This is a genomic window from Pedobacter yonginensis, assembly GCF_003173595.1.
Taxonomy (GTDB): domain Bacteria; phylum Bacteroidota; class Bacteroidia; order Sphingobacteriales; family Sphingobacteriaceae; genus Pedobacter; species Pedobacter yonginense.
The window spans coordinates 831,239-852,210 of record NZ_QGNZ01000001.1; the positions used below are offsets into that span (position 1 = coordinate 831,239).

Genomic DNA, 20,972 nt, shown 5'->3' on the forward strand with positions numbered 1-20,972 from the left:
TGTGGATCGTTTAAATAGTAAAAACCCTTTCAGTTTATGCTGAAAGGGTTTTTTGTTTCTCGCTATTTCTATATCTTTATTGCATGGAATACATTATTGCACCATCTATACTTTCAGCGGATTTTGGAAACTTACAACGCGACATCGAAATGATTAATTACAGTGAGGCCGATTGGTTTCACGTTGATGTGATGGATGGTGTTTTTGTACCCAACATCTCTTTCGGCTTCCCCGTAATGGCAGCCGTTAAAAAACATGCAAGCAAACCATTAGATGTCCATTTAATGATTGTTGAGCCAGATCAATATATTGCAGATTTTGCTAAAGCTGGCGCAGATCGAATTACTGTTCATTATGAGGCCTGTACACATTTACATCGAAGCATTCAGTTAATTAAATCATCGGGTTGCAAAGCGGGTGTTGCGCTAAATCCTCATACACCTGTAGCATTATTGCAAGATGTAATTAGCGATTTGGATTTGGTGCTCATTATGTCGGTTAACCCGGGCTTTGGTGGACAGCAATTCATTCATAATACTTACAAGAAAATTAATGACTTGAAAAGGATGATAGATGGGGTTAACGAAGATTTAATAATTGAGGTTGATGGCGGTGTGGGTTTACAAAATATTGGTGCGTTAGTACAAGCTGGCGCCAATGCATTTGTGGCAGGAAATGCAATTTTTGGTACAGAAAACCCAGCAGAAACCATTTCACAGATGAAAGGGAGCGCAACTAAATCCATTACCATTTAAATTGTCTGATATCGATGAATACCGCAAGATTCAGTTTATCACAACTTTATAATAAGCCTACTCATCAGTGAAAACAAATAACCCAATCGATACATTAACCTATGCTCAAATTTCGGATCATTCTTTTCCTATTGGTTGCGGGTTTCAGTATTGCTGTTGCGCAGCCATTGGTTAGGATATCAGGAATCGTTTATAATGAAGAGAAACTTCCATTACCGCAGGTAACGGTTATCATTTTAGGCCAAGCACAATCAACCGTTACAGATGAATTTGGCGTATATACCATTTATTCAAAATCCAAAAATTTCACTATAAAGTACTCATTGTTAGGATACCAGCCGCAAACCAAGAAGTTTGTTGAATTTTCTGGCACAAGAATAAATCAACAAGTTACTATGTTGGCCAACATTAGCGAACTGGAGCAGGTTAATATTACCAATAAGCAAAATCAGCTCAGCAATACAACTACCTTAAACATTGGAGATGTTTCTTCCATGCCACTCGTATCTGGCAATTTTGAAACCATGCTTAAAACCTTACCGGGTGTTTCTACCAATAACGAATTAAGCGCACAGTACAGTGTACGTGGGGGCAATTTCGATGAAAATTTAATCTATATCAACGATATAGAAATTAATCGGCCAATATTGATTCGAAATGGTCAGCAGGAGGGCTTAAGTTTCATCAACAGCGATTTGATTAGTAAAGCAAAATTTTCTGCCGGTGGCTTTGAAGCCAAATATGGTGATAAACTTTCATCAGTGCTCGATATTAAATACGATGTTCCCGATAGCAACCAAACCATTTTAAGCACCAGTTTTTTAAATACATCATTATCTACAAAAAGAGTTTTCAAAAACAGTTTTTTATTGTTAGGATTAAGATATAAGAATAATTCTAGCGTACTGAATAAGCAAGATGAAAAGGGAAGTTATAACCCAAACTTTGCCGATGCACAATTGATGTATCAGTATAATTTCTCGCCCAAATTTAATCTAAGCTTTTTAGGGAATCTAAATTTAGGGCAGTTTAAGTTGGTGCCAGAAAATCGGGAAACCATATTTGGGACTTTAAACACAACCTTAAAACTTAATGTTGATTACGAAGGGCAAGAAATTGATGATTATCGAACGACCGGAACTGCCATTTCAGCAACCTATTTACCAAAGCCCAAATTAGCTATAAAATTTATAAATAGTTATTTTATTACCGTAGAGCGGGAGCGTTTCGATATTGATGGACGCTATATTTTTGATGAGGTTGACAATACTTTTTCTGGCGAAAACTTCGGTGTGGTAAACAAAAACCGGGGTATTGGCAGTTACTATAATTATGGCAGAAACAGCTTAAACACTCAAACTTATGCTTCCGAAATTAAGGTCGATCAAAATTTTAATAATCATGTATTTTCATGGGGTTTAAAGTTTGACCAAGCGCGGTACAAAGACCGTTTAAATGAGTACAATTACACCGATTCTGCTGGCTTTATATTGCCTAACAATTCTAAAAACATCATCTTACAGAATGTGATTAATGTGGAGAACAATCTCGATATCACCAATTACAGTGCCTATATTCAAGATAGTTATTCGCTTTCTAATTATGCCGAACTGCAATTGGGCGCTCGTGCTACGTACAGTTCGTTAAGCAAACAGTTGTTGATTAGTCCGAGAATGTTGCTTGCTTACAGACCAAATTCCAACAATAAAATTTTAAGGTTTACTTTAGGGGTTTACAAGCAACCACCTTCATACCGAACCATTCGCGATTTTAATGGGGTGTTAAACGTTAACCAGAAAGCGCAGAGTTCTTACAACACCTCACTAGGCTATGAATATGCTTTCGATGCTTTAGGAACCCGATTAAAGTTTACATCTGAGGGCTATTTCAAATATTCTGATCGATTAATTCCATATAAAATTGATAACCTACGCATAAAATACTTAGCAAATGAAGTGTCTAAAGGATATGCTTATGGTGCCGATTTTAGCATCGGTGGGGAATTTGTGAAGGATATGGTTTCTTATTTCAGATTATCTGTGATGCATGCAAACGAGGATGTAATTGGCGACAGTTATATTCAAAATGGTGCAACAATTTATCCGGGTTATCTAAAACGCCCGACTGACCAACGGGTAAATTTTTCAATTTTCTTTCAAGACAGGCTGCTCAATAGCCCGACCTACAAAGTACACCTGAATGCACTTTATGGATCGAGATTACCAATTGGCCCATCGCAAACGGCGAGATATTTAGATCAATTTTTTATTCCATCCTACAAACGCGTTGATATTGGTTTTTCGAAAGACTTTTTGGATGATGCCGCCATACACAAACCCAAGTTTTTAGATAGAAACTTCAATTCAGTGATTTTATTTTTTGAGGTTTTTAATATGCTCAATATTGATAATACGGTTTCTTATTTATGGCTGAAAGACGTTGATAATGTGCAATATGCAATTCCAAATTATTTAACTGGAAGGCAGTTTAACCTGAAACTAATCGTGAAATTAAAAAACACGCCTTAATTGGGGGAGGAACTTGCTTTTACTTGACGGTTTTAAGGGGCAGGGTATTAAGTAATTTAAACCCGACAGGAGCGAAAATACTTTTTGCGGAGATTCCCTTTGATTTTAGGAGATACCATCGCAAAAAGATTGTAGCAGATGGCGGGACTGCTGGCTCAAAAGCACCGCTGATTTTGCTTTTCAATTTATACTTTTCATTTAGCGTTTTAGTTAATCGTTTTAATTGAGAAAAACGCAACAAAACAATGAATTTGAGCCTTTTTTTTAACAAAATTTAATTTTTTATGATACGATTTTGTAGGCATAACTGCTTTAAAAATTTTACATTTACGCCCATAAAACATTATATAATAAGATGAAGCATAATTTTGGCGCAGGCCCTTGTATTTTACCTCAAGAAGTGTTTAAACAAGCTGCAAATGCAGTTTTAGATTTTAACGATGGATTATCGATTTTAGAAATTTCGCATAGAACAACCGAGTTTGAGGCCGTTGTTGCTGAGGCAGATAAGTTGGTAAAAGAGTTATTAAATGTGCCATCGGGTTATTCCGTTTTATTTTTACAAGGCGGTGCAAGCTTACAATTTGCTATGGTTCCGTTAAATTTACTGGGCGATGGCCAAACCGCAAGTTATTTAGATTCTGGCGTTTGGGCAACCAAAGCATTAAAGGAAGCTAAAATTATTGGAAACGTTAATGTTGTTGCTTCTTCAAAAGATTCTAATTATACATACGTTCCGAAAGATTTTGAAATTCCTGCGGATAGTGCTTATTTCCATTACACATCTAACAACACCATTTATGGTACAGAATTGTTTGAAGTGCCTGAAACCAATGTACCGGTAGTTTGCGATATGTCATCAGACATTATGAGCCGAGTTATTGATGTTTCGAAATTCGATTTGATTTATGCGGGTGCGCAGAAAAATATTGGTCCTGCGGGATTAACAATTGTAATTGTGAAAAACGATGCATTGGGTAAAATCGACCGTAAAAACCCATCTATGTTGAACTATCAATCGCATATTGATAATGGCTCGATGTACAATACGCCTCCTGTATTTTCTATTTATGTGGCATTATTGAACCTTCGTTGGTTAAAATCGAAAGGTGGGGTTGCCGAAATTGAAAAAGAAAATAAACAAAAGGCTGAAGCCCTTTACAGAGAAATTGATCGTAACCCATTGTTCAAAGGTACTTGCGCGATAGAAGATCGTTCTAAAATGAACGTTTGCTTTGTAATGGAAAATGCTGAATTGGAAAAACCATTTTTAAAATTTGCAGAGGAGCAAGGTATCGTGGGCATTAAAGGACATAGAAGTGTGGGTGGTTTCCGTGCATCTATGTATAACGCGCTTCCAATTACCAGCGTGCATGCTTTAATTGAGGCCATGCAGGCTTTCGAAGAACAACAAGCAAAAGCAAATTAATTTAAACATAAACAGATAATTGACGCCTTTATTTGGATTGTCGATTCATTCAGTTAAATCATAACATGATTAAGATATTAGCAAACGATGGGATAGACCCAATCGGAAAAGAATTATTAGAAAAAGCAGGTTTTCAGGTAGATACGGAAACCATTCCGCAAGACCAGTTGGCAGATGCTTTGAAAAATTATGATGCCATTACGGTACGTAGTGCTACTAAAGTTAGAAAAGAGCTTATTGATGCCGTTCCTAACATTAAATTGATTGGTAGAGGTGGTGTAGGGATGGACAACATTGATGTTGAATACGCTCGTAGCCAAGGGGTTGCCGTAGTAAATACGCCTGCTGCATCTTCATTATCAGTGGCAGAATTGGTATTCTCTCATTTATTTACGGGCATTAGATTTTTACAGGATAGCAATAGAAAAATGCCTATTGAGGGTGCTACTCAGTTCAATAACCTTAAGAAAGCGTATGCAAAGGGAACAGAATTAAGCGGCAAAACCATTGGTATAATTGGTTTCGGACGTATTGGTAGGGCAACAGCTAAAGTAGCTTTGGGTTTGGGCATGAATGTTTTGGCTTATGATTTATATCCATCAGAATCGGAAATTACTTTGGAGTTTCAAGGTGGAAAATCGGTGAGCATTCCAATCAAAACGGTTTCTCTAGATGAAGTGATTTCGAATAGCGATTTCTTGAGTTTGCATACTCCATTTGCAGACAAACCAATTTTGGGCGCTGAAGAATTTGCGAAAATGAAAAATGGTGTGGGTATTGTAAACTGCTCTCGTGGTGGAACTATTGATGAGCCTGCTTTAATTGATGCCCTTAATTCTGGTAAAGTTTCTTTTGCAGGTTTAGATGTTTTTGACAATGAGCCAACACCTTTAGCAGAAATTTTATCGCATCCAAAAATTTCGTTAACGCCACACATTGGTGCTTCAACTAACGAAGCGCAAGAGCGTATCGGTACTGAATTGGCGACATTGATTATCGAACATTTTAAGAAATAACTATTTTCTCCAGTGCAGAATTTATTACATTAGATAGGTTCTGCACTTTTCTTCAATCCAGAGCCCTAGTGAGTACCCAATAGCGATAACCCAAAATCGCCTTCTGAAAAGTACTGAGCTTATTCGGGTCTTTCTTATACAGACTTGGTAAAATCACCTTGTTAATTTTAACCAGCGTTTTAAACAGAAGCTTTTTCATAACGTTTTAATTTTTTGTTGAAGAAGTAAAATCCACCGGCCATAACTAAAACTAAAAAAGCGATGATGTAATTGGATAAATTCTTTCCACCAGATTTGGAGGTTTGTTTTAATTGCTCGTTTTGATCTTGAAGTTTTTTGATTGTTCTCCTGTAGTTTTCAATTCTTGCCTCAGAATTATCTGCTACAGCAACCTTTTGTTGGTTTTGTAAATCTTTATAATCCATCAAAACTTTTAATTCTTTAAAAATATTGTTGTCGGTTAACACCACCTGGCGAAGGATTTCATTCGAGTTTTTAATATCTCGCTTAGTTTGCCAGCCAAAAATTCCAGTACGTTTATTTAAACTTTCATCGTACTGGCCAAACCGGGCACTGCGCTCGGCCAATAAGGAGTTTACCTTAACCCTTTGTGCAGAGTAGGCCATGGTATCTTGTTGGGCAAAAGCCGTAAAATTCAATAGTAAAACAGAGAGCAAAGAGATGTACTTCTTCATGTTGAATAAACGTAAAAAGGGTTATTGTTGTTTGAATTGGAATAAAATCAAACAGAATTATTTGAGTACAGCTTCATTGAAGGATTTGAAATGTATCAGATACCACCTTTAAGGGTGAAATTCTACCCGCACGATATCGCCCAAATGCAGGCCTAACAAACCACTGGCTTTACCTTTGTTAATGGCAATTTCTAGATGGTTACTAATACCAAACAGGCAAAGCTTTTCGCCCTCTTGCACTTCGTTATAATGCCAACTTAATTGGGTGATGGTTTCGCTCTTTCTAAAGTATAGAGTAAAGTCTCTATTCTTTTGGATTTTGGTGAAAAGCTCCTTTGTTATATTGGTAATTACGTTGCAGAAAGTATCAATATAAACTACGCTACCTCTAATAATATCTCGTTCAATAACAGGGTGTAACAGCATCTTATGCTCAATCTCTGCTACAGGTAAACCAATATCTTTTAATTTACCGCCTTTTGCCAAATGCGTTGCGGCTTTTACAAAAATATCTACCAATGGAAAATGTAAATATTTTAGATCTTGCATAATGTTCAGCTCTACTACGTCTTCTGGAACATCATCAAAAAGTAGAGAGAAAATGCCATTGTCTGCACCCACAAAGAAATGATCTTTATGCTTTATGGCAATGTATTTGGTATTCTCGCTGTAAACAGAATCAATACCAATTAAATGAACCGTATTCTTTGGGAAATAGGGGTAAGCATTTTTTAAAACGAAGGCGGCGTATGAAATATTGAATGAGGGAACTTCATGGGTAATATCAACTAAATTAACAGTAGGCATCAAACTTAACAGGCTACCTTTAAGAGCGCTCTGGTAAAAATCTTTTGAACCTAAATCTGTTGTTAAAGTAATTATCCCCATTAAAAATTCATTATTATTGCTTATTCTTGTGTAGAGGCCTAAGCGTCTGCAAATATTCAAATTTTAATTAATATACCCCGATAACTTTTTAAAATACTACAGTTTGAACGAATTAAAATTAACTCTGGATACCGTAAATCCGGCTCACTTTTGGGGGGCTAACAATGAGAATTACGAAATGATTAAAGGTGCTTTCGCGAAGTTGAAAATTGTAGCGAGAGGAAGTGGCGTGACAGTTCTCGGTGATGAACAGGAACTTAAGTCGTTTGAAGAGAAGTTTAACGCATTAGTTGCCCACATGGAAAAATATAGTTCGCTGAGCAATAATGATGTGGAATCCATCCTCGGAGCGAAGGCAGCAGGGGTAGAGAAAAAAGTAACCGCTGAAGCTGGTGCTGGGGGTGGTGAGGTAATCGTTTTTGGTACAAATGGCTTGTTGGTTAAAGCCAGAACGGCCAATCAAAGAAAAATGGTAACCAGCATTGGTAAAAATGATATATTATTTGCGATTGGTCCCGCTGGAACCGGAAAAACTTATACCGCTGTTGCTTTAGCGGTACGCGCTTTAAAAAACAAAGAAATTAAGCGCATTATTTTAACCCGCCCCGCAGTAGAAGCTGGCGAAAACCTCGGCTTTTTACCCGGCGATTTAAAAGAAAAAATAGACCCATATTTACGACCACTTTACGATGCCTTGGACGACATGATTCCGGCTGAGAAATTAAAAGTTTACATCGAAAACCGAACCATCGAAATTGCGCCTTTAGCTTTCATGCGTGGCCGTACGTTAGACAATTGCTTCGTAATATTGGATGAGGCACAAAACGCCACCGATATGCAATTAAAAATGTTTTTAACGAGGATGGGGCCTACAGCCAAATTCATCGTTACTGGCGATGTAACTCAGATCGATTTACCAAAAAAACAAATGTCGGGTTTACATAACGGGCTTCGCATTTTAGAAGGCATTAAAGGTATAGACATCATATATTTGAGCGGAGAAGATGTTGTTCGACACAAATTGGTAAAAGACATCTTAAAAGCTTATGGCGATATTCAATAATATTGAAACGTTCCATATATTGAATATTACCTAAAATCATTTAAACCTCGTGGTTAAGAAACTACGAGGTTTTTATTGTTTTTATCATCGTGCTAGCCGCTTATAACCTCAAGATTTCATAATTTTTCCTATTTTTATACCCTGATGAAAGCACTAAAAGAAACCCATTTTGATTTTCCAAATCAAAGCAATTTTTATAAAGGTAAAGTACGTGATGTATATACCATAGCCGATAAATTAATGGTGATGATCGTATCCGATCGAATTTCGGCCTTTGATGTGGTTCTGCCTGAACCCATTCCATTTAAAGGCCAAGTGTTAAATCAAATTGCAGCTAAATTTCTATCTGCTACACAAGATATTGTCCCAAATTGGGTTCTAGATGTACCCGACCCAATGGTTACCATAGGGCGTATTTGCGAACCATTTAAGGTAGAAATGGTGATTAGGGGTTACCTAGCAGGCCATGCGTGGAGAGAGTACAATGTTGGTAAGCGCAGTATTTGTGGGGTAAGTTTACCAGATGGTTTAAAAGAAAACGATAAATTGCCTCAGCCCATCATTACACCAACCACAAAAGCATCGGTAGGGCATGATGAAGATATTTCAAAAGAAGACATTTTAGCAAAAGGCATTGTTTCGTTGACAGATTATGAAAAATTAGAGGAATATACGTTTGCCATATATCAAAGAGGAACCGAAATTGCAGCCAAGTCTGGCTTAATTTTGGTCGATACAAAATATGAATTTGGTAAGGCTGATGGAGTGATTTATTTAATCGATGAAATCCATACGCCAGATTCTTCTCGATACTTTTATGCTGAAGGTTACGACGACCGTCAAAAGAACAACGAACCACAAAAGCAGCTTTCTAAAGAATTTGTTAGAAAATGGTTGATTGGAAATGGTTTTCAGGGGAAAGATGGACAAGAAGTTCCAATGATGACACCCGAAATCATCAATTCAATATCAGATCGTTACATAGAATTGTACGAGAAGATCGTGGGAGAGAAATTTGTCAAAGCCGATGCGGATTCTATCTCCAGTAGAATCGAAACGAATGTACTTAACGCAATCGAAAGACTTTAATTCGAAAAATTTTATACATTAGTAAAATAAACAAACGAGAGCGATGAAATTTTCTGTAGATAAACACGACAAATATGTAACCTTAAAGCTCAAAGAGCCTAAGTTTACGAACGATAATTCACCAGGTTTAAAATCAGAATTGTATTTGCTTAATGCTGAAGGATTTAAAAATATAATTGTTGATTTAAGCCATGTAAAAGAATGTACCGACGCGCAGGATTTAAGTTGCTTACTGGTTGGCGATCGACTTTGCAAAAGTGCTAATGGCTTATTTATCGTAACTGGAATAAACGACCAATTGGCGTCAATTATAGAACTTTCAAACATATTTCAATCTGTAACGTTTGTAAATACATTGGAGGAAGCAACAGATTTCATTTTTATGGATGAGTTGGAAAAAGAATTCAGAGGCGAAAAATAATTACGTATAAATAATAACGACGAGCCTCGTAGTTTTAAACATTCTACGAGGCTTTTTATATCTTAGAAAAATGAAATTTGAAGTTACAATTTTGGGAAGTAGTTCTGCAACACCGGTTTTCAATCGAAATCCCACGGCTCAGCTATTAAATTGTAATGAAAAGTTTTATTTAATTGATTGTGGTGAGGGTACACAGCAACAATTGATTCGCTTCAATTTAAAATCGGCCCGGATTGATTACATCTTTATCAGTCATTTACATGGAGATCATTACTTTGGATTAATTGGTTTGCTTTCTAGTTTGCACCTCAATGGGCGCATTAAACCGATGCAAATTTTTGGTCCGGCGGCCTTGTTGGAAATCTTGGAAATTCAATTTAAACATTCCGATACAACTTTACGATATCCTCTCGAGTTTTTTCCTATTGATCCAACCGCATCCACTCAAATTTTTGAAAATAGCGATTTGATTGTGAAGACCATTATTTTAAATCACAGAATTCCCTGTACGGGCTTCATTTTTGAACAGAAGCAAAGACAGCGTAAACTAATCAAAGATAAAGCAGAAGAGGTGCCAATGGCATATTACACGGTGCTAAAGAAAGGATTGAACGTAGAATTGCCTAATGGTGATATTTTGTTGAGTGAGGATTACACAACACCGGCAGATCCGCCAAGAAGTTATGCCTATTGTTCTGACACTTTATTAGACGAACGATATTTTCCGATGATTAAAAATTGCGATACCTTGTATCACGAAGCCACTTTTATGCACGAACTTTTGGATCGGGCAAACGAGACACATCATACAACGGCCTTACAAGCAGGTGAGGTGGCCAAAATTAATCACGTAAAGAAATTGATCATTGGACACTTTTCATCCCGTTATAAAACATTACAGATGCTGTTAGAAGAGGCTCAATCGGTTTTTGAAAATACGGAATTGGCTATTGAGGGCAAAACCTATCCACTTTAAATCTGATTTCAAAAAAATTGAATCATAAAAAAAGGCTTTCAGATTTGAAAGCCTTTTCTATTTTAAGATAGCCTAAACTATTTATCCGTTTTATTGCCTCCACCAAATACAGAGAAGTGTACGTAGCGTTTTGGATTTGCTTTTAAATCAATCATTAATGCATCAAGATTTTTAGAAGCACTATTCAAGTTATCGTACATCTTGGTATCGTTTAACAAAAGACCTAAGCTGCCTTTACCATCCTTAATACCTGAGATAACGCTTTGTAAATCAGCGATAGCGTTATTTGCATTATCTAGCGTTTGCTTAAAGTTAGCCGCTGCAAATTTGTCGGTAACGGTATTGATGTTGGTTAAAATATCGCTGATTTTTTTGTTGTTATTGTTTAGGTTGGCTGTAATGCCTTCAACATTTTTGAAAATAGCTTCTATACGAGCACTCTCAGAACCAACTAATCCATCTACTTTTTTAGAGGTGGTTTCTAATGAAGCTAAAGTTCCCGCAATACTACTGAAGCTTTTATCTACATTCTTTTGGAAATTAGGGTTTAAGATAGAATTCACACTGCTTAAAATGGAATCCATTTTACCAATAATCAGCTCTGCTTTTTTCTGTACCGGCTGAACTTGTTCCATTAAACCTTTCTCAACATTGGCATTCAACAAAAAGCCATCTTCAGCCATTTTTTTAGAGTTTCCTAAAGACATTACAATCGCTTTGCTACCAAGTAAATCAGTGCCTTCTAAACGGGCAATACTATTTTCTGGAATTTCATACTTGCTGTTAATGCTTAACGTAGCTAAGATTGTTCCACCTGGCTCTAATTGTAATTTTGCTACACGACCAATCTGGTATCCGTTAATCAAGATTGGTTTTGAAACTGTTAAACCATCAACCCTCGTATATCTTGCAAATAAGTTTGTTTCGTTAGAAAAAATTGAGTTGCCTTTTAAAAAGTTGTATCCAATAATTAATAAAGCTATTGCAAATGCGGCTAATATACCTACTTTAGTTTCGTTCTTAATTTTCATGAGTGTTTCTATTTAATGGCTCAAGCAGTAAATTTAGTTGTTTATTGCTTGCCAGAGCGTAATTGTTGTTGCTGATGTTTAAATATGTAATTGTAATTACAAAGAGTAACACCAATTGTTTGGTTGTTTATAATGTTTTATGACTTATAAATAAAAAAGTTTATCATTTATAATGCCAACTATTTAACTTCTATATTTTTTTTATAAGCTTTTATTGCCGCAAAAATGGCATCAACTATTTCTCCTTGTCCTTTATCGGAATTGATGTATTTTTCTTCTTCAGTATTCGATATGAAGCCAACTTCGGTTAAAACAGCCGGCATTCCACATCTTTGCAAAACCAAAACCCCTTGTTCCTTAACGCCGCGATTAAATCTTTTATCTCTTTCTACGTAGCTGTTTTGGATTAATTTTGCAAATTTAATGCTTTTATCTCTAAAGGTGTTTTTTAATAAAGATAAAAGAATAAATGTACTTGGATTGGATGGATCGTAACCATCATATTTGCTTTTGTAATTCTTCTCCAATTTAATATCGGCATTTTCACGAATCGCGGCATCTTGCTCTTTTAAACGATTTGATCCTGCAACCAAGGTTTCTACACCCTTTATGCCCTTGTTTCCTGGAGGCATTGAATTGCAATGAATAGAAATAAATAAATCAGCATTTGCGTCGTTTGCAATTTCTGCACGCCTGTACAAATCAACATCTACATCTTTGGTACGGGTGTAAATAATTTTAATGTCGGGCATCTCATTCTTTAGTTTTTCACCCAATTTGAGCGCAACTTTTAAAGAAATGTTTTTTTCGGTTGAGAAACTGCCAGATGCACCAGGCTTTCTACCGCCATGACCTGCATCTATTACAATTGTCTTGATCTTGTATCCTTGTGCGAAAGAATCAATTGATGAGCATATTAATACGAGTGATAAAACAACTAATAGATTTTTAATCTTCATTTAAGGATATTTAGAACGATGTTTCTGCTATGCGTTTATAATTTTTAATGGCTTTTATAAAACCATTTACAATTTCATTTTGGCCTTCTTCAGAATTCATATAGTCTTCATCCTCCGGATTACTCACAAAACCAATTTCAGTTAAAACTGCTGGCATGGCAGCTCTGGCTAAAACGGCCAAGCTTTTTTCCTGCACACCACGATTGATTCGACCCGCATTAACATATTCTTGTTGAAGCATAGAAGCGAACTTCAAACTTCTTTCGCGGTTGGTTTGCTTCATCAAAGATAACATGATGTCGTTTTCTGGCGTGTTGGCAATAAAGCCTTCGTAGTTTTTTTGATAGTTATCCTCTAAGAACATGGCTGCATTCTCCCTTTTGATTACTTCATCTTGCTCACCTAAACGGCCCGTACCCGAAACGAAAGTCTCTGTACCACGGGTTGATGTACTCTTAGAGGTTACCGTACGATAAACAGGAACCTTCTTGCCTCTAACTTTTTTATAATAATCTACCACTCTTGATACACGAACAGGCATGTCATTTAGGTGAATGGAGATGAATAAATCCGCTTTAGCGTTGTTTGCAATGTTGATCCGCTCGTATAAGGGAATAAATACATCCGTTTGTCGGGTATAGATAATTTTAATGTCTTTGATACTATCCTGTAATGCCTTACCTAAGTTAAGCGCGGTTTTCAATGCCACATCTTTTTCTTTAGAATAAACGCCGTGGGTGGCGCCATCTTTACCGCCATGGCCAGCGTCAATTACAATTGTTTTAATTTTATATTCTTGTGCAACGGCTTGATTATCAATTGTATTGACTAATACAAAACAAATAATAAATGTTAAAATGGTTTTAAGATACATCAATGCTATATTTTTCACTAATTTTGAACGTTTTTGATTAAACATTTGTGCAAAAATAACATTCAAATACGAATTTGAAACTTCTTAAGAGCTCTATTTTACTAATTTCTGTCATTTTATTAACACTTGCTGTTGGTAAAGCTAACGCATTTTCTCATTTTTCATTGCAACAAATCGTTCAGCAAGACACTTCAAAAAAAGATACGACCAAAAAAGTCACCAAAAATACCAGCGATCTCGATCAAAAAGTTGAATATAAAGCAGAAGATTCTGTAAAGTTCAGCAAAGACAAGAGCATTGTTTATATGTATGGAAATGCTCGTGTTGTTTACGGAGATTTTGAGCTGGATGCAGCATATATCAAATACGATAAAAAAAACAATACCATTTTTGCGAGTGGTTATACCGATCCAAAAACGAAACGGTATTTAGGAAGACCGATTTTTAAATCGGGAGCGGAAGGCACTGCAATTGCCGACTCGCTTTATTACAATTCTGAAACAACCAGAGCTAAGGTTTTTGGCGTTTTCTCCGAACAGGAGGGTGGTTTCTTTTCTGGTGGACAAAGCAAGAAACAGATAGACGATGAATTGCACGTTAAAAATGTAATGTACAGCACTTGTAATTTGCCCCATCCACATTTTGGTTTGATGATATCCAAAGGTGTTGTTACTGAGAAACAGATTGTTACCGGGCCTGTTTACATGGTTATTGAAGACATACCAACTCCTTTCGCTTTACCCTTTGCCTTTTTCCCGAAACCAAATAAACGAACTTCTGGTTTGATCTTACCTACACCAGGTGAGGATGCAACCCGTGGTTTCTTCTTGCAAAACGGAGGTTACTATTTAGGTTTAAATGATTATTGGGACGCCAAATTTTTGGGAACGATTTATACCAACGGATCATATGAAACAAGTTTATTAAGCAACTATATTAAGCGATATAAGTACAATGGAAATATAAACTTCAATTATTCGAGTACAAAAAATGGCTTGGAGGGAACGGAAGCTTTCAGAAATCCGGCTAAGGTATTCCATTTAACTTGGTCGCATAGCCAAAATGCAAATGCTAAACCTGGTACTACCTTCAGTGCAAGTGTAAATTTGGGATCTAGTACATATTATACGGCTACTGCTGCGAACGCAAGTTATGATCAGCGTGCAATTGCGAATAACACCATGAGCAGTAGCATTAGTTACGCAAAAGCCTATCCAAATGGTATGAATTACTCGTTAAGTTTAGGGAGCGATCAAACCCTAAGTACCAAAGATATATCCGTACGTTTACCGCAAGCTACATTTAACGTGCCTACTTTCAGTCCTTTCGATTCTAAAACCAGAACGGGAGAACAGAAATGGTATCAGAAAATTACAATCGGTTATGGGTTGCAAGGAAATAACAGCATTAGCACTAAAGATAGTTTACTCTTCCAAAACGATGGTTTAAAGAGATTAAAAACAGGATTTTCGCATACCATTCCGGTAAGTATGTCTTTTACGGCACTGAAATACTTAAACTTTAGTTTAGGGGGTACATATAATGAGGTTTGGAACTTTCAAACCACCAGAAATCGATACACTTCCTTTGCAGATGGAAGTTACACTTACAGAACAGATACCATTAGCGGATTCAAGAGGGCAGGTAGTTACAATTTATCTACAAGCATGTCGACCAAAATTTATGGCAAAAAAGAATTCAAAAATTTAGGAAATATCAAAGCTTTAAGACATGTGATGACACCAAATGTGTCGTTCAATTACTCACCTGATTTTACTAAAGCAGGAAGTGGACCATATTTAGCAGCAATTGATCAAAATGGAAGAACAATTAAGGATACATTCGGGCAGGACCTAAGATATTCAATCTTAGAAAATAGTGCTTTTCCGGGTTCATTCTCGGCTAGGTCAGCATCTATTGGGTTTGGCTTGGATAACACGGTAGAGCTAAAAGTCAAATCCAGTAAGGATACAACTGGAACGGGCGAGCGCAAAATCCCAATCATTCAAGGCTTAACCATTAGCGGATCATATAACTTTTTAGCGACTAGAAACAAGCTTTCAACGCTTGGTTTTAGTGGTCGTTCTCAATTCACAGATAAGCTTGGGATTAATTATAACGGAACGTTGGATCCTTATGCATTAGACTCTCAATTGGATACGGCATCTGGATTAAGGTCGTTTGTAAGAAGTGATGTGTTTACTTGGCGCCGAGGCGGGAGACTGCCTCGTTTAACCTCTATCGGCTTTTCATTCGATTACAGTTTAAACCCTGAAGCATTAAAGAAAAAGAATGAAGCCAATGATAAATTGGATGCAGCCTCAAAGAAAAATGGACTAACAGATATTCAGTCTGAACAGTTGGCCGCAATTAGTCGCGATCCAAATGCATTTGTGGATTTTAACATCCCTTGGAATTTTTCATTTTCTTACAGTTTTCAATACACCAACGATCTGGGTATCAGTAGAGTGAGCAATACTTTAAACTTTAATGGTGATGTAAACTTAACACCAAAGTGGAAAGTCACTTTTAACTCTGGCTACGACTTTGAAAACAATGGACTTACGCCGATGAATATTGGTATATACCGTGATTTGCATTGTTGGGACATGAGCATTAACTGGGTTCCGTATGGTGCTTATAGAAGTTATTCCGTAACGATTAAAGTTAAAGCCTCAATTCTTCAAGATTTGAAGTTGAGCAAGCGTCAAGGTTTTTACAACACATACCAATAAACATATGTTAGCCGAAATTATAACCATTGGTGATGAAATTCTCATCGGCCAAATTGTTGATACAAACTCAGCCTGGATGGCTAAACAACTCAATTTAATTGGTGTTTCAGTAAAACAAATTACTTCCGTTTCTGATGATGAACAACACATTATAGAAGCCTTAGAAGCAGCAGAAAAACGCGCTGATATCATCTTAATAACGGGTGGTTTAGGCCCAACAAAAGATGATATCACGAAAAAGACGCTTGCCAAATATTTCAACATGGGTTTTAGAAGGGATGAAGGGGCATTGGATATGGTACGTCAAATTTTCAAAAAGTTCAATAGACCTTTACTTGATATTAACCTTCAGCAAGCAGACGTGCCAGATGGTTGCCAAGTTATTGTAAACAAAAACGGAACCGCTCCGTGTATGTGGTTTGAGCAAAGGGGAAAGATTTTTGTGTCGATGCCAGGCGTTCCTTATGAAATGATGTATTTAATGGATGATGAAGTTCTACCAAAAATTACAAGTCGTTTCCAATTGCCTTCAATTGTACATAAAACCATTTTAACCGCCAATATTGGCGAATCTTTTCTGGCAAAGGAAATTGAACACATAGAGGATTGTTTGCCAGCCCATATTAAATTGGCTTACCTGCCCAAACTGGGTCAAGTACGTTTACGTTTATCGGCAAAAGGGAATGATGAGGCAAAGCTTAAAGCAGAAGTAAATGATTTTGCCCAGCAAATTATAGATCAGGTAGGTAAATATGTTGTTATAGATGAAGATATTCCTTTAGAAAAGGCAATTATCAACATTATGAAAGAGAAAGGCTTAACACTTTCTACCGCGGAGAGTTGCACGGGTGGCTATATTGCCCACTTGATTACCCAGCATCCAGGATGCTCCTCAGTTTATTGGGGTGGCGCAGTAGCCTATGCATACGAGCTTAAAGAATCTGTTTTGGGCGTAAAAGAAAGTACGCTAACCACATTCGGTGCAGTAAGTGAACAAACCGTTACAGAAATGGCCGAGGGTGCTTTAAAGAACTTTGGAACCGATTATTCAATTGCGGTAAGTGGAATTGCAGGGCCAGATGGCGGTACAGAAGATAAGCCTGTAGGTACCGTTTGGATTGCAGTTTCGAGCAAAAAGAAAACCGTTGCTAAAGTGTTTAATTTCAGCAACAAACGCATTCAAAATATAGAACGTTCAGCCGCTTCGGCCTTGATGATGCTATTAAATATACTTAAAGAAGCATAGCGGAAAGAATAAAAACTGTATTTTTGCACCACTACCAATATAATATACTGTGATTTAATATGGCTCAATACGAATTATTGTTACCAAAAATGGGTGAAAGTGTTGCAGAAGCAACCATAATAAAGTGGGTAAAGCAGCCTGGAGATTCCATTGATTTAGATGATACCATTTTAGAAATTGCGACTGATAAAGTAGATTCTGAAGTTCCATCACCAGTGGCAGGTAAACTAATCAAACAACTTTTTGCTGCCGATGAAGTTGCACAGGTTGGTGATGTAATCGCAATCATTGAGACTGGAGGGGATGAAAATCCGAAGGTGGAGGAACCAGCTGCCGCAACGGTTGTGGAAAATACAACTGAAACAATACCAGGAATAGACCAATTGCCTGTTGAGGAAAAAAATGACGCCACAAATAGCGCTTCTACCGATCGTTTTTATTCACCCTTGGTAAAGAGTATCGCCGCACAAGAAAATATTTCATTACAAGAACTAGATTCAATTAAGGGATCTGGGGCAGATGGAAGGCTAAACAAAGATGATTTGTTAAATTACATCAACAGTAAAAATGGTGAAAAAGCATCAAGTCAAACGGTTGTTACGCCGCCAACGCCTGTAATTGAGCAGTCTGAAAATAAAGTTTCAACACCACAAGCATCATCAGTTCCAAATAAAACATCTACAACAAGTGTAAGTGGTGGCGATGAGATTATTGAAATGGATAGGATGCGTAAACTGATTGCCGACCATATGGTAATGAGTAAAACCACTTCTCCGCACGTAACTTCCTTCGTTGAAGCAGACGTTACCAATATGGTACTGTGGCGAAATAAAGTTAAAAACAGCTTTGAAAAAAGGGAGAACGAGAAAATAACTTTCACACCAATTTTTGTTGAAGCTGTTGCTAAAGCAATTAAAGATTTTCCAATGATTAACGTTTCTGTAAATGGAACGCAGATTATTAAAAAACGTGATATTAACATTGGAATGGCGGCTGCTTTGCCAAGTGGTAACCTAATCGTTCCTGTTATCAGAAATGCCGATCAACTTAACTTAGTGGGCTTAACAAAAGCGGTAAACGACCTAGCAAATAGGGCTAGAATTTCTAAACTAAAACCCGATGAAACCCAAGGTGGTACATTCACTTTAACTAATGTGGGCTCCTTTGGTAATGTAATGGGAACGCCTATTATAAACCAGCCTCAGGTGGCCATTTTGGCTGTTGGAGCAATTAAAAAGAAGCCAGCTGTTTTAGAAACCGAACATGGTGATGTGATTGCCATCCGTCACATGATGTTTCTATCACTTTCTTACGACCATAGAGTAGTTGATGGATCGCTAGGTGGAATGTTTGTACGTAGAGTAGCAGATTATCTGGAAAACTGGGATTTTAACAGAGAAATTTAATCCCTTAAAGGCTGAAATGCATGAGCTTAAATGAGCCAGCAATTAAAATTTATCAATTGAATTAGTGAACATGTTAAAATCGATTTTAAATTCTATAGTTAGTGATAATATATTGCACGCCAAATGGTTAAACACACTTTCCTATATGGAAAATGCAGGTGCAAAAAAAATATCAGCATCAGAACATAAAGAAAATGTGAACCTCATTGTGCTGAAGCATGCCGCTGAAGAACATAGACATGCCTACTATCTAAAAAAGCAAATTGCTAAAGTTGATGAAATAAACTGTAAGACTTATACAAATTCTGAATTGCTTTCGCCAAATAACACTAAATACTATTTGCATGCTTTAGATATTGCAGTTTGTAGATATTTGAAAGCAAAATTTAAGTTAGATGGCTATGATTTGAAGTTCGCGGCATATCTTTTCGTTACCTATGCGATTGAGGTTCGTGCAGATGAGCTCTACCCAATTTATCAATCTGTTTTAGATGATGCAAAAAGCAAAGTCAATGTGAAATCTATCATTTTGGAAGAGGAAGGCCACTTAGAAGAAATGATGAACCAATTGGTTAATTTTTCAGAAGATTGGGAAAACCATGCGGCTGAGGTAATTAAAATAGAGCAGTCGTTATTTGACAATTGGGTGGGCGCGTTAAATGAAGAATTGTTGATTGGCGCGTAAACATATTTGAATCATTTGCTAGTCGGGATTTCAATCCCGTCTTATGAGCTAAGGATTTGTAATCCTTTTTGATAAAGAAACTGCCTTTCAAATAAAGGATTACAAATCTAGACCGACCGAAATCCATGCGTTTTAAAGGGCAATTAAAAACCAAACCGACTTACCCTCGTTTTTATCTTAAATAGAAATCATGTCGAAATTTTCAGATTTAATTAATGGTGATAAGCCCGTTTTGGTCGATTTTTTTGCAGAGTGGTGCGGCCCTTGCAAAATGATGAAGCCAATATTGGAACAACTAAAATCCCAGGTTGGTGATTCAGTATCGATTATCAAAATTGATATCGATAAAAACCAAACGGTCGCTTCTTCCTTTAGCGTTCAAAGTGTGCCTACCTTAATGTTATTTAAAAAGGGTAAACAAGTTTGGAGACAAAGCGGTGTACTTCAAGCGGCGCAACTTAAACAAGTTATCGATTCTTATAGCAAAGTTTAAACCTCAACAACGTTTTTTGGGGTTACTGCAAAAATACGCTCGCTTTTTTTAGGGTAAATATTGTATAGACCTGTAAATAAACTAAATGCGGGTAAAACCGCATACTCCTCACCAAAGTAAAAACAAGGGAATTTTAATCGTTGTTTGGCTTTACCAACAATAGAAACCCCTGGATGAATGTGACCACTAATTGGATACAACTCCTCCTCGGTGCATTGGGGGGCATCATGGATAAAGCAAAATGGCCCTAAGCAAAAACTCGGCTCATGTATGTCTATATTCAATGCGCTATAATCTGCGGGACTTAGCCGATCGTGATTACCCTTTACCAACAACAAATTTAGTTCGTGGTATTTTTTTCGCCATAAAGCAAATTCATCAATATCCGTATTCAAGCCATGATGAAACATATCCCCATTAATCAATAAAGTTGCTGGATTATACTTTTCTATAAGTATGGTTAACCTATGCAAATCGCTTTCGGCAATTGTTGCTGGCACTTGTACACCCGCCTGTCTGAAATGTGCAGATTTACCCAAATGCAGATCGCTTATGGCTAGAAGTTTGTGTTGAGGTAAAAATAAAGCCCTTTCTTTATCTAAAATCAGTTCTTCACCGTGGCTTGTAATGGTCATTAAATTTCAGCTGTATTTATAGGAGTTCAGTTTGGAAGTAAATTTACT

The 20,972-nt window shown here is 36.9% G+C and carries 20 protein-coding genes; 13 read left to right on the forward strand and 7 right to left on the reverse strand.

Translation table 11 applies throughout. The features are described 5' to 3' along the window. The first annotated feature begins 83 nt into the window (after positions 1-83). The 4 genes from rpe (at position 84) to DHW03_RS03625 (ending at position 5,728) form a co-directional block, all read left to right on the forward strand. Positions 84-755: a ribulose-phosphate 3-epimerase gene (rpe, locus tag DHW03_RS03605; RefSeq protein WP_109924361.1), complete on the forward strand. Its 672-nt coding sequence runs from the start codon at positions 84-86 to the stop codon at positions 753-755. A 101-nt stretch (positions 756-856) separates the two neighbouring features. After that, on the forward strand, positions 857-3,283 hold the full coding sequence (locus DHW03_RS03610) for a TonB-dependent receptor (RefSeq protein WP_109924362.1): 2,427 nt from the start codon (positions 857-859) through the stop codon (positions 3,281-3,283). Positions 3,284-3,638: 355 nt separating this feature from the next. Beyond that, positions 3,639-4,712 (forward strand): 3-phosphoserine/phosphohydroxythreonine transaminase, encoded by a 1,074-nt coding sequence (gene serC, locus DHW03_RS03620; RefSeq protein WP_109924364.1) that lies wholly within the window; start codon positions 3,639-3,641, stop codon positions 4,710-4,712. Positions 4,713-4,777: 65 nt separating this feature from the next. Beyond that, on the forward strand, positions 4,778-5,728 hold the full coding sequence (locus DHW03_RS03625; protein ID WP_205940956.1) for a D-2-hydroxyacid dehydrogenase: 951 nt from the start codon (positions 4,778-4,780) through the stop codon (positions 5,726-5,728). Between the two features lie 52 nt (positions 5,729-5,780). Here DHW03_RS03625 and DHW03_RS19235 read toward each other — a convergent pair whose 3' ends face one another. The 3 genes from DHW03_RS19235 to DHW03_RS03635 form a co-directional block, all read right to left on the reverse strand. Further along, complete coding sequence (locus DHW03_RS19235; protein WP_165825352.1) at positions 5,781-5,927, reverse strand: hypothetical protein; 147 nt, start codon at positions 5,925-5,927, stop codon at positions 5,781-5,783. Next, entirely contained in the window at positions 5,908-6,423 is a 516-nt protein-coding gene (locus tag DHW03_RS03630) for a hypothetical protein (protein ID WP_109924365.1), read from the reverse strand. Before DHW03_RS03630 ends, DHW03_RS19235 begins: the two co-directional genes overlap by 20 nt. A 108-nt stretch (positions 6,424-6,531) precedes the next feature. Then, the gene (locus tag DHW03_RS03635) at positions 6,532-7,311 is read right to left on the reverse strand and encodes an SAM hydrolase/SAM-dependent halogenase family protein (protein WP_109924366.1); all 780 of its coding nucleotides are present in this window, start codon (positions 7,309-7,311) and stop codon (positions 6,532-6,534) included. Between the two features lie 103 nt (positions 7,312-7,414). On the opposite strand from DHW03_RS03635, the gene DHW03_RS03640 reads away from it, so the two are divergent. From DHW03_RS03640 to DHW03_RS03655, 4 genes are all read left to right on the forward strand, one after another. Further along, a complete protein-coding gene (locus DHW03_RS03640; RefSeq protein WP_109924367.1) occupies positions 7,415-8,374 on the forward strand; it encodes a PhoH family protein in 960 nt (319 codons plus the stop codon). Between the two features lie 144 nt (positions 8,375-8,518). Next, complete coding sequence (locus DHW03_RS03645; RefSeq protein WP_109924368.1) at positions 8,519-9,463, forward strand: phosphoribosylaminoimidazolesuccinocarboxamide synthase; 945 nt, start codon at positions 8,519-8,521, stop codon at positions 9,461-9,463. Between the two features lie 43 nt (positions 9,464-9,506). Further along, positions 9,507-9,884 (forward strand): STAS domain-containing protein, encoded by a 378-nt coding sequence (locus DHW03_RS03650; protein ID WP_109924369.1) that lies wholly within the window; start codon positions 9,507-9,509, stop codon positions 9,882-9,884. Positions 9,885-9,954: 70 nt separating this feature from the next. Then, a complete protein-coding gene (locus DHW03_RS03655; RefSeq protein WP_109924370.1) occupies positions 9,955-10,860 on the forward strand; it encodes a ribonuclease Z in 906 nt (301 codons plus the stop codon). A 77-nt stretch (positions 10,861-10,937) separates the two neighbouring features. Here DHW03_RS03655 and DHW03_RS03660 read toward each other — a convergent pair whose 3' ends face one another. The 3 genes from DHW03_RS03660 to DHW03_RS03670 form a co-directional block, all read right to left on the reverse strand. Beyond that, positions 10,938-11,891: an MlaD family protein gene (locus tag DHW03_RS03660; protein ID WP_109924371.1), complete on the reverse strand. Its 954-nt coding sequence runs from the start codon at positions 11,889-11,891 to the stop codon at positions 10,938-10,940. Between the two features lie 179 nt (positions 11,892-12,070). Then, positions 12,071-12,850: an N-acetylmuramoyl-L-alanine amidase family protein gene (locus DHW03_RS03665; protein WP_109924372.1), complete on the reverse strand. Its 780-nt coding sequence runs from the start codon at positions 12,848-12,850 to the stop codon at positions 12,071-12,073. A 10-nt stretch (positions 12,851-12,860) separates the two neighbouring features. Continuing rightward, positions 12,861-13,724, reverse strand: a complete 864-nt coding sequence (locus tag DHW03_RS03670) for an N-acetylmuramoyl-L-alanine amidase family protein (RefSeq protein WP_109924997.1) — start codon at positions 13,722-13,724, stop codon at positions 12,861-12,863. A gap of 74 nt (positions 13,725-13,798) precedes the next feature. Between DHW03_RS03670 and DHW03_RS03675 the strand changes: the two genes are divergently transcribed. The 5 genes from DHW03_RS03675 to trxA all read left to right on the forward strand — a co-directional run bounded on the left by DHW03_RS03675 (position 13,799) and on the right by trxA (position 20,289). Next, positions 13,799-16,459 carry a putative LPS assembly protein LptD gene (locus tag DHW03_RS03675; RefSeq protein WP_109924373.1) on the forward strand — a complete coding sequence of 887 codons (2,661 nt, stop codon included), beginning with the start codon at positions 13,799-13,801 and terminating at the stop codon, positions 16,457-16,459. A 4-nt stretch (positions 16,460-16,463) separates the two neighbouring features. Continuing rightward, the gene (locus tag DHW03_RS03680; protein ID WP_109924374.1) at positions 16,464-17,705 is read left to right on the forward strand and encodes a competence/damage-inducible protein A; all 1,242 of its coding nucleotides are present in this window, start codon (positions 16,464-16,466) and stop codon (positions 17,703-17,705) included. A gap of 59 nt (positions 17,706-17,764) precedes the next feature. Beyond that, positions 17,765-19,111 carry a dihydrolipoamide acetyltransferase family protein gene (locus DHW03_RS03685; protein ID WP_109924375.1) on the forward strand — a complete coding sequence of 449 codons (1,347 nt, stop codon included), beginning with the start codon at positions 17,765-17,767 and terminating at the stop codon, positions 19,109-19,111. Positions 19,112-19,181: 70 nt separating this feature from the next. After that, the gene (locus DHW03_RS03690; protein WP_109924376.1) at positions 19,182-19,796 is read left to right on the forward strand and encodes a hypothetical protein; all 615 of its coding nucleotides are present in this window, start codon (positions 19,182-19,184) and stop codon (positions 19,794-19,796) included. A 190-nt stretch (positions 19,797-19,986) separates the two neighbouring features. Then, entirely contained in the window at positions 19,987-20,289 is a 303-nt protein-coding gene (gene trxA / locus DHW03_RS03695; RefSeq protein ID WP_109924377.1) for a thioredoxin, read from the forward strand. On the opposite strand, the gene pdeM is transcribed toward trxA, so the two are convergent. After that, positions 20,286-20,924 (reverse strand): ligase-associated DNA damage response endonuclease PdeM, encoded by a 639-nt coding sequence (pdeM, locus tag DHW03_RS03700; RefSeq protein WP_109924378.1) that lies wholly within the window; start codon positions 20,922-20,924, stop codon positions 20,286-20,288. The two genes, trxA and pdeM, sit on opposite strands and share 4 nt — an antisense overlap. Positions 20,925-20,972: the final 48 nt, after the last annotated feature.